This is a genomic window from Streptomyces albicerus, assembly GCF_008905045.1.
In the GTDB taxonomy this organism is placed as follows: domain Bacteria; phylum Actinomycetota; class Actinomycetes; order Streptomycetales; family Streptomycetaceae; genus Streptomyces; species Streptomyces albicerus.
In genome coordinates this window covers 2,618-11,524 of record NZ_VWMY01000144.1, presented here as the reverse complement: position 1 = coordinate 11,524, position 8,907 = coordinate 2,618, and the positions used below count along the sequence as shown (strand labels likewise).

Genomic DNA, 8,907 nt, shown 5'->3' with positions numbered 1-8,907 from the left:
GCGAGTTCCTCGGTCTTCTTCCAGGCCGTCAGCATCGCCGACGTCTGGTTGTAGTTCACCCGCTCTTGCCGCGTCCACGCTTGCGTGCCGCGCCGCGAGGGCCAGGTTGTAGACCTTCCGCACGCACCCGAACGTGCGCGACAGCTCGGCCGCCTGCGCCTCGGTCGGATAGAAGCGGTACTTGAACGCCCGCTTCACGTGGGTGGTCTTCACGGTTCACAAGGGGCTTCGTTTCCTCCCCCGGCTGAAGCCGGGGTATCCACGAAGGAGTAACCCGATGAAGAGCGTCCTGCACGACTGGACGGACGAACAGACGGTCACGATCCTGACCCACTGCCGCGAGGTGCTGCCGCCGGCTGGGCGCGTACTGATCGTGGAGCCCGTTCTGCCTGAGGTCGTCGACACCGAATCCGCCGGACTCACCTACCTCACCGACCTCAATATGCTGGTGAACGTGGGCGGCAGGGAACGGACCCGGGCCGACTTCGAGGACGTGTGCCGCCGAGCGGGATTGTCCGTCGCCTCGGTGACCCCGCTGGCGCAGGCCGCTCCGTTCTGCCTCATCGAGGCAACAGCCTGACTTCGCCGCGCGTGAGAACAGGCAGCCTGCGGCAGCGCGGTGGAATCGAAGGTAGTGGCAGGTGCCCCCGCCGCCACGACAAGGCTGGCGGTACGATCCACCAGCAGGTACCTTGTGTCGCATGGTACTGCCTGGCGGAGCGCATTCCGGAGTGAGCCAACTCCGGCGTGGAATCCTGCAATTCTGCGTCTTGGCTCTGCTGCGTGACGGTGAGAGGTATGCCTTCGAACTGGTGCGGGAACTGTGCGAGGCCCACGGGCTCGCCACCAGCGAGGGCACCATTTATCCCCTGCTCGCACGGCTGAGGAAAGAGGGGTGGGTCAGCACCGTCTGGAAGGAGTCCGACTCAGGGCCGCCACGCCGCTACTACACGCTGACCGCGACAGGGCGACGGGCCCTTGCCGAATTCGCCAGTGAGTGGGGCTCCTTCAAAGCCGCTGTTGACACCCTCTTGGACAGTGAGGAGAGCCACGAGTGACCACAAGGCGAAACCGGCTCATAGACGAGTACTTGCAGCGCTTTGACAACGCCTCTGTCTTCCTTGCCGCCGATCGACGCGAAGAGCTCAGACAGGAGATCCTCGAGCACATAGACGCCGGCCTCGAAGAAGCCGACGCACTGCACGCCGCGGCAACCCGCGCCGTCCTGGACCGGCTGGGCCCGCCGGCGGACATCGTGGCTGCCGAGTTGAACGGCCCGAGGTCCACTGGCTCCACTCCGGTGGTCGAACTACCTGTTCTTGCCGCCGATATGGCGCCGAAGCATGAGACCAACGACCGCGCAAGCCACGTACGGCAGACACCGGACGATGTCCCTGCGCTTCCTGTCGCCTCGCCGCCCATACGAAAAGGAGTGACGCTGCTTCTGATCGGGGCAGCAGCAGCGTTCGCCGTCGGCGCGCTGACCTTTGGGGTCAGCACAGACAGCGGCGATCCTCAGCAGCAGTCTCCGGCCATCGTTGAGGAAACGTCCATGTCGCCGTCCCCGAGCGGAGAGTCCGACAGCGAGCCGCCGACCGGGGCGCCCACGGATGACACGACGCCTGTCCCGCCCTCTGACGAGCCTTCCGAGCCCCTGTACGATCCGACGGCGCCCCCTTCCTCAGGATCGTGATCCGGCCTCGGGCTTGGGCGTTCCGCCCCCGCCTGTGGTCCGTGCGCTTCTGAACACGCTCGTCCGGCATCACGCCGGGTGCATCAGGCCGGACCTGCTGCCTCGCTCGGAGCAGGAGCGGCGGCCCGAGCGCTCGTGGCGCCGGGCACCGCTCCGGATTCACGACGAACCTCGAAGGCGGGTTTCGCGCCCGGGGGTTCGGCGTCGGGCTCCGCTCCGTCCCAGTGCCGTACCGGACACGGCCAGGACGGAGAGGAGAACGAGCGCCCCGGCCGGGCCGAGTACGGTCCAGGGTGCCAGCTCCACGTACGGCTGGTTCTCCGAGAGCAGGCGGCCCCACTCCGGAGTCGGGGGCTGCTCGCCCAGGCCGAGAAAGCCGAGGGAGGCCAGGACAAGGACCGCGGTGGGCAGCCGCAGCAGGGCGTTGCGCACGACCGAGGGCAGTACCGCGGGCAGCAGGTGGTGGCGCAGCAGGTACCACCGGTCGGCGCCGAACGAGATCGACGCGAGCATGTGACCGCTGGCCCGTTCCTGTTCGAGCAGCGCCGCGGTCTGGGCGGCGTACGGGCTCCAGCCGACCAGACACACCGCGCACGCGGCGCCCCAGACCGACGGCCCGGTCACCGCCGTCGTCAGCAGTCCGGCGATGACGGCCGGCAACGTCGACACCACTTCGGTCAGGCCCGCGCCCACCTGTGCTGCCATGCCGAGCAGCAGCCCGATGACCATGCTGACCGCTGTCACCGCGAGGGCCACGCCCGCCGTGCGCAGCGCCCCGTGGCCCAGCCGGGCCAGCAGATCACGACCGAGCGAGTCCGTGCCCAACGGGTGTGCGCCCGAGGGAGACAGCAGCCGGGCCGTCGTGTCCACGTGCAGGGGATCACGCAGCAGCCCGGCTACGACCAGGGTGAGCAGGGCGACGGCGCAGAATCCGGCGACCCAGAGCGTGGAGCGTCGCCGCGGGAGGGCCGGCGGGTGCAGGGCGGGCAGGGCGCCGTCCCGCAGGGCGGGGCCGAGGAGAGCGCGGCGCAGGGCCTGGATGAGAAGGCCGGCGGCGACGCCGAGCAGTACGAGGACCAGTGTCGCGGTCTGCAGGGGTGGGAGGTCCTGGGCGATGGCGGCGTCCAGGGCGAGGCGGCCGAGTCCCGGAATGTTGAAGATCTTCTCCACCGCGACCGCGCCGCCGACCAGGGCCACGACGGTCGGCAGGAGCTGCGGGAGTACGCCGGACAGTGTGCGGCGCAGTGCGTGCCGGGCGATGTGGCCGGGCGAGAACCCGAAGGCGTGCCAGGTCCGCGCCCAGGGCTCGTTGAAGGCGGCGGGCAGTGAGTGGTCGAGCAGGCCGCCGATCATCGCCCCGGACGGCACACCGAGGGCGAGCGCGGGCAGCACCATGGCCCCCGGCCCCTCCCAGCCACTGGACGGGAACCAGTCCAGCCACACCCCGCATACGGTGGCGAGCAGCGAGGCGAGCAGGAACTTCGGCAGCGCGGCGAGGACGGCGGCCCCGGTGCCTGCCCGCGCGTGCCCCAGCCGCCGCCGGGATCCGAGATGCAGGGTGCGGGCGCAGACCAGCGCGGCCACCGCGATCGTGACCACCAGTGCACCGAGCATCAGCGTGAAGGAGACCGCGAAGGCGGACGTCACCTGGGGCAGGACCGGTTCGCCCGACACCCAGGAGATGCCCGCGTCGCCGCGCGGCAGTCCGCCCAGCCAGTGGGCCATATGCGTGAACGGCCCTTCGTCCAGGTTCAGTTGCTCACGCACGGCGGCCAGCTGTGCGGGGGTCGGGTCCTGGTCGGCGGATCGGGCCCGCAGGACCGTCAGCGCGGCGTCGGTCCCGGACAGCCAGGGCAGCAGGGCGACGGCCGTCAGCAGCACGGTCCCGGCGACGACGCGGCCGGCCCCCGCCCGCCACTGGACGGGGCGGGTATCGGCACCGCCCAAGGTGACGCTCATCCGCTGCTACTTCACCCGGGTGTCGACGTCGATCAGAGAGCGCTCGCGGGGGTCGAGGAGCACGCCCTCGACATCGGTGCCGATGCCCTGCACGACCTTCTCGTGGACCAGCGGCACGACAGCGTCGGTGCGCAGGATCTCCGCCTCGGCCCGCATGACCTTCTGCTGCCGCCGTGCCGGATCGCCTTCCTCGGCGGCGGACTTGATGGCCTGGTCGACCTCGGAGTCCTTCAGCCCCGCGATGTTGTAGACACCGTCACTGGTGTAGTCGCTGGCGAGATACGCGACCGCGTCGCCGGTGTCGAGGAGGGTCACGCGGGAGAAGACGAGCGCGTCGTACTTGCCCGCGAGGAGGTCGGCCTCCATCTGCGTGTACTCGCGTACGTCCTGCTTGACGGTGAACCCGGCCTTCTCCAACTGCTGCTGCAGTACGGTCGCGGCTTCGGGAAGTTCCGCACGGTTGGTGTAGCTGGCCAGGCGCAACGTCCTGCCCTTGGTCTTCGACGTGACCTGTGCGGTGGTAGCGGCCTTCGCGCGGCCGGTCACCTCGACACGCTTGTCGGCCGCCCAGGAGACGGCGGGCCCGAACAGCCCCTGGGCGGGGTCGGCGTACCCGCCGAAGACCGAATCGACGAGCGCGGAACCGTCCACGGCCTGGCGGGCGGCCGCGCGCAGCGCGGTGTCGGTGAACAGGCCGCTGCCGGTGTTCAGGACCAGGCTGTCGGTCCGCACGGAGGGCACCTCGTGACGGGTGTCCTTGTCCAGCAGCTTCGCCTGGGCGGTGGGGATCCACTCGGCGATGTCGACATCGCCGCTGCGCAGGGCGTTGGCGCGTGCGGTGCCTTCGGCGATCCAGGTGACGTCGATGCCGGATGCCTTGGCCTTGCCACCCCAGTACGCGTCGAAGCGAGCGAGAGTGGCCTTGGTCTTCCCGGTGAGCCGTGTGATCTCGAAGGGGCCGGTTCCGGTGCCGACCGGGCTGACGGTGCCGTCCTTCGCGTACGCCTTCGGGGAGAGGATGCCGAGTGCGGGGCTGGCAAGTCGCAGCGGGAGCACCGGGTCGGTGGTCTTCGTGCTGATCGTGACGGTGTCGGTGTCGTCGGCGTGGGCGGTCAGGGTCACGTCGCTGAGGACGCGGGGCTTGGTCTTGGCCTCGTTCGCGTGGTCGAGCGCGTTGACGACGGACTCGGCGGTGACCTCGGTGCCGTCCTGGAACGTGGCCTTGCGCAGCTCGAAGGTCCAGGTGGTGGCGTTCTTCCGGGTCCAGGACTTCGCCAGCGCGGGCGCGGCGGCCCCGTCCTTGTCCAGCGCCGTGAGTCCTTCGGCCACGGAGAGTTTGCTCAGCACAGTGGCGTCATTGCTGTACGGGGACAGGGCCTGCACCGGTGGCACCGCGAGGGCCACCCTCAGCCGACCGGCGGATCCCGCCGCGCCATCCGCATCCGAGCCGCCCTCGCCCGACACGAAACAGCCGGCCAGCAACGGGGTGAGAGCCAGGGCCGCGGCGAGGCCGCGGTAGGTGGTGCGCATGGGGATCCTGTCGTGCGGAAGGTATGGTCACGCCCCGGCACGCTGGAGGCGGCAACGAGGCCGCGTCAGCATATAAGGCAAGCCTTACCAAATCTCCACCTGGGTGGATGAAATCTCAACCACTGAGATCGTTTCCGCCGGAAACCCGCAGGTCGTTCCCGTGACGGGAGGCGACGGCCTCGGTCAACTGGCCACGGCCATAGACGATTTCACACCGGAAGAGGGCCCACCGGGCGAACCGGCGGGCCCCCTTGCCGTACGCGTACACGTAGGCGGTCCGGTGGTCAGCAGTCCGATACCGCCCGCCACGGAACCAGGACATCCCAGCGGGACCAACCGGTCACGTTGGTGGCCGCGTTGGTGTGATAGAACCACTCCTCGTCGTTGATCACCGCACGGCAGTGCACGGTCGAGTCCTGCGAGGTGTAGCCCTTGCCGACCGTGGTCGACGCCAGATCGGGCCGGGTGTGGATACGGGCACCGTCGACGAGGTAACGGCCCGGACTGGGATCCTGGGCGGCACTGTCGGTCACCCGCGTGGCCTTGCCACCGAACTGAGGTGTCCCGCCCGCGGTCGCGGCCACCGCCGGTGACGGGGCGGTCAGCGCGATGACGGCGACCGCCACGGCCGACACGGCTCCCCCTGCTGCACGAAGCCTCACGATGTCTGCCTCCTTTCTTTCCTGTTCCCCTCGTCCCTCAGGCGCCGCACACCGGCACGCCCGGCAGTTGGTCGTCCGGGTGGTCCACGTAGTGACTCGCGATGTAGCCGCGCGAGTCGCCCCGGCTGATGTAGACCCACCAGGGGTTGCCGCCGACGGTCTCGCCCTGCTTCTGGCAGACCGCCTCGAAGGGCTGGTTCGGCTGCAACTGCCCGGCAACCGCCGGGCAGTTGGCCGGCGACGGGAAGCCGTCGCAGGTGGCCGGGTCGGCAGGGTTGTCACGGACGTTGACGTCGGTCGCCCAGACCGTGAAGCTCGCCCGGGCCGAAGTCCCGTCGGACGCCCCGCCGGTGGCCTCACCGACCGCCGAGGCCGGAGCCGCGGTCAGCGCCGTCACCGCCACGGCCGCGCCCAGGACAGTACGAAGTCGCATGGAAATTCTCCCCGTTGGTGTCATGCGGACCTTGCACCCGGCACACGATGGGCGGGCGTCGCTCGTATGACAGCGGGGCATGTGATCCCCGTCACTCAGGAGTCCGAGAGTCGGTGCCTGGAGTCTGGCGCGTCAGGTCCGGCGCACACGTGCGTACGTCCGCCAAGTTGCGGGTGCGGACCCCGGGGAGCCAGCCGGTCACCCCCTCCTCGGTCCGCACGAGATACCAACGCGTCGAGGTCACCCCGGCTTCGTCCCTGACCAGGGTCCCGCGCGTGACCACACAGAGCGCGGCCGGCCGGTCCCCGTGCCACACCCGCCCCGCCGCGTTGTCCTCGGCCGCATACTCCGCGTACGGGTTCTTCGCCAGCCGCAGCGCGCACTCCAGTGTCCGCAACTGCCGACAGGCCCGCTCGGCGTTGTAGACGGTGACGGACACCCCGCCACCGGACGGCGAGGTGTCACCGGACGGAGAGACGTCCCCCGACGGCCGTACGAACCACCAGGCGCCCAGCAGCACGGCGGTCACCAAGGCCGCCGCGAGGGCGAGTCGGGGCCACCGGCGCGAGCGCGGGGTGGCGGAACGGACGCTCTCCCACAACCCGGCCGGCGTCTCGATCGCCTCGTCCGCGGCGCGGAGCCGAGCGCGCAGCAACGCAACGACACGGTCGTCTGCCCCTTCCCCGGGCCTGCCATCCGCCCCTGTCTCAGGCCTCATCACTCGGCTCCCTCCCTTCCAACAGCTCCCGCAGCCTGCCCAGCGCCCGCGCGCGATGCCGGGCGGCCGTGCCCCGGTGCACCCGCATGATCTCGGCGGCCTGGTCGATCGTGTAACCGTCCAGATCGACGAGAATCACCACGCCCGCCTGCCGGTACGAGAGCCGCCGCAGCAGCCGTACGACCTCCAACTCGGCGTCCCGGCGACCCACTCCCCCGTCCCAGGCCGCGGGCCGCACCGGCCCGACCGCGCCCGCCGGCCCGACCGCCAAGTCGTCCATCTCCTCCACGGGCACCTGCCGGCGCTCCCGGCGATGGGTGTCCCGTACGACGCTGAGCAGGGCCGCGAAGGCGTACGCGTACGGCTCGGGATGGGCGAGAAAGCGGTGAGGGCGCGCAGCGAGCTTCAAATACGCCTCGTGCACCGCGTCCTCGGCCCAGTGCCGCGCCCCGGAGAGCATCACCGCCCTGCGGTACAGCCGAGGCAGGATCTCGCAGAACGTCTCGTCGAATCGTGCGGGCGGCGGCGAGAGGCCCATGTGCGGGTGCACCTTCCCTGACAGCGTCGTGGCCGGGGCCTGCTACCCGCACGGTTGCCTGCGCACACGGGTCCTGTTCGCACCTCCACAGGGCGCACTTCGACAGTTCACACCTGGAGCCGTTCACCACCGTTCGCGCGTGAGCTGTTCGTTCATTCAGGCATGAGCAGCACCCCTCCGCCTGCGAAACCGCTCCGCGCCGGCGGCCGCCCTGGACACGGACACACGGGTACGCCCCCTGCCCACGCCGTGCACCGAGGCGACGCCGGATCAGGTCGAGGCTGCGCGCGCGTGGTCCGGCGACGAGCAGTCCCTACACGCCATGTCCGACGACGACCTTGCCGCCGCACTGCGCTCGACTCTGCTCGACGATCGGGCGCCCGCCCGCATCACGGTCGAGGCAGACCCGCCGCGACGTCGCAGCCCCGTCGGAGCGGGCCACGCCCGGCGGAAGCCGGGTCGACGATCTGACCGGTTTCTCGGATGCCGAGCTCGGTCGGCGGCAGAAGCGCGATAGGGCGCGGCTCGATGCAACGTGTCCTGCTCACTCCGTGACTGTGTTTCGGCCCTCAACCGGATGCCACACGGATCGACCAAGAACACGAGAAGCTGGAACCATGAACACGGGAAAGGACGAAGTGCCACTGTCCGGAGGACGGATCACACAGGGCGTCGTCCGTATCGGCAACACCGTCCGACGACCCGTCACAGCCAGATCGGCCTTCGTCGCCGAATTGCTGAACCATCTTCAACAACGCGGGTTCACCGGCGCACCGCGATATCTCGGGCTCGACGACACCGGCCGTGACACGTTCACCTACCTGCCTGGCCGGGTGCCGGCCACATTCCAGCTCTGGAGCGACGACCAGGTGGTGGCTGCCGGTACCCTGCTGCGCTCGTTGCATGAGGCCACCCGCGGCAGCCGCCTTGCCGCGGCGCATCCGGTCGTCTGCCACCACGATCCCGGCCCGAACAACGCTGTCTTCCACCAGGACCGGCCGATGGCCTTCATCGACTTCGATACCGCCGCCCCCGGCGACCCCCTCGAAGACCTCGGATACCTGTTGTGCAAGCGGAACATGTGTCCCAGTGTTCTGTGTCTCAGTGATTGGCTGGCGAGCCAGCTGCCCTGCGCCAGAAGCTTCGGTGGGCCCAGCCCATCTGCAGGTCGGGTCCACCGTGCTGCCGTTCACGATGCTGCGGTTCTGGTGCCAGGCCGTCGATGGCGTGTCTGGCACCGCTTCACGAGCCGCCTACGGCCCTCGACGCTCAGGGGCGCATTCGCGTGGGGCACTCGTCGTCCTCTCGAAGTCAGACGACGGCAGGCGCGACACCTGTCGTGCGCGCCTGCCGCATTGCGGCCTTTCAGCCCTT

Annotated in this window: 8 protein-coding genes and 3 pseudogenes; 4 read left to right on the top strand and 7 right to left on the bottom strand. The window is 69.9% G+C overall.

All coding sequences use genetic code 11. The features are described from left to right. Positions 1 to 213, bottom strand: a pseudogene (locus GAS53_RS53275) (helix-turn-helix domain-containing protein); the annotation flags it as partial. Between the two features lie 64 nt (positions 214 to 277). Here GAS53_RS53275 and GAS53_RS53270 point away from each other — a divergent pair. The 3 genes and pseudogenes from GAS53_RS53270 to GAS53_RS53260 form a co-directional block, all read left to right on the top strand. Beyond that, positions 278 to 580: pseudogene (locus GAS53_RS53270) on the top strand (methyltransferase); the annotation flags it as partial. Between the two features lie 121 nt (positions 581 to 701). Beyond that, a complete protein-coding gene (locus GAS53_RS53265; protein WP_151485041.1) occupies positions 702 to 1,058 on the top strand; it encodes a PadR family transcriptional regulator in 357 nt (118 codons plus the stop codon). Then, positions 1,055 to 1,693 carry an HAAS signaling domain-containing protein gene (locus GAS53_RS53260; RefSeq protein ID WP_151485040.1) on the top strand — a complete coding sequence of 213 codons (639 nt, stop codon included), beginning with the start codon at positions 1,055 to 1,057 and terminating at the stop codon, positions 1,691 to 1,693. Before GAS53_RS53265 ends, GAS53_RS53260 begins: the two co-directional genes overlap by 4 nt. Before the next feature lie 159 nt (positions 1,694 to 1,852). Here the strand turns inward: GAS53_RS53260 and GAS53_RS53255 are convergent, their stop codons facing one another. The 6 genes from GAS53_RS53255 to GAS53_RS53230 form a co-directional block, all read right to left on the bottom strand. Continuing rightward, a complete protein-coding gene (locus GAS53_RS53255; RefSeq protein ID WP_151485039.1) occupies positions 1,853 to 3,652 on the bottom strand; it encodes an ABC transporter permease subunit in 1,800 nt (599 codons plus the stop codon). A gap of 6 nt (positions 3,653 to 3,658) precedes the next feature. After that, the gene (locus tag GAS53_RS53250; RefSeq protein WP_151485038.1) at positions 3,659 to 5,182 is read right to left on the bottom strand and encodes an ABC transporter substrate-binding protein; all 1,524 of its coding nucleotides are present in this window, start codon (positions 5,180 to 5,182) and stop codon (positions 3,659 to 3,661) included. Between the two features lie 284 nt (positions 5,183 to 5,466). Then, positions 5,467 to 5,844 carry a hypothetical protein gene (locus GAS53_RS53245; RefSeq protein WP_151485037.1) on the bottom strand — a complete coding sequence of 126 codons (378 nt, stop codon included), beginning with the start codon at positions 5,842 to 5,844 and terminating at the stop codon, positions 5,467 to 5,469. A 37-nt stretch (positions 5,845 to 5,881) separates the two neighbouring features. Further along, entirely contained in the window at positions 5,882 to 6,277 is a 396-nt protein-coding gene (locus tag GAS53_RS53240; RefSeq protein WP_151485036.1) for a hypothetical protein, read from the bottom strand. Positions 6,278 to 6,368: 91 nt separating this feature from the next. Then, entirely contained in the window at positions 6,369 to 6,995 is a 627-nt protein-coding gene (locus tag GAS53_RS53235; protein WP_192583708.1) for a hypothetical protein, read from the bottom strand. Then, the gene (locus GAS53_RS53230; protein WP_151485035.1) at positions 6,985 to 7,533 is read right to left on the bottom strand and encodes an RNA polymerase sigma factor; all 549 of its coding nucleotides are present in this window, start codon (positions 7,531 to 7,533) and stop codon (positions 6,985 to 6,987) included. Before GAS53_RS53230 ends, GAS53_RS53235 begins: the two co-directional genes overlap by 11 nt. Before the next feature lie 617 nt (positions 7,534 to 8,150). On the opposite strand from GAS53_RS53230, the pseudogene GAS53_RS58705 reads away from it, so the two are divergent. Beyond that, a pseudogene (locus GAS53_RS58705) lies at positions 8,151 to 8,540 on the top strand (aminoglycoside phosphotransferase family protein); the annotation flags it as partial. Positions 8,541 to 8,907 lie beyond the last annotated feature (367 nt).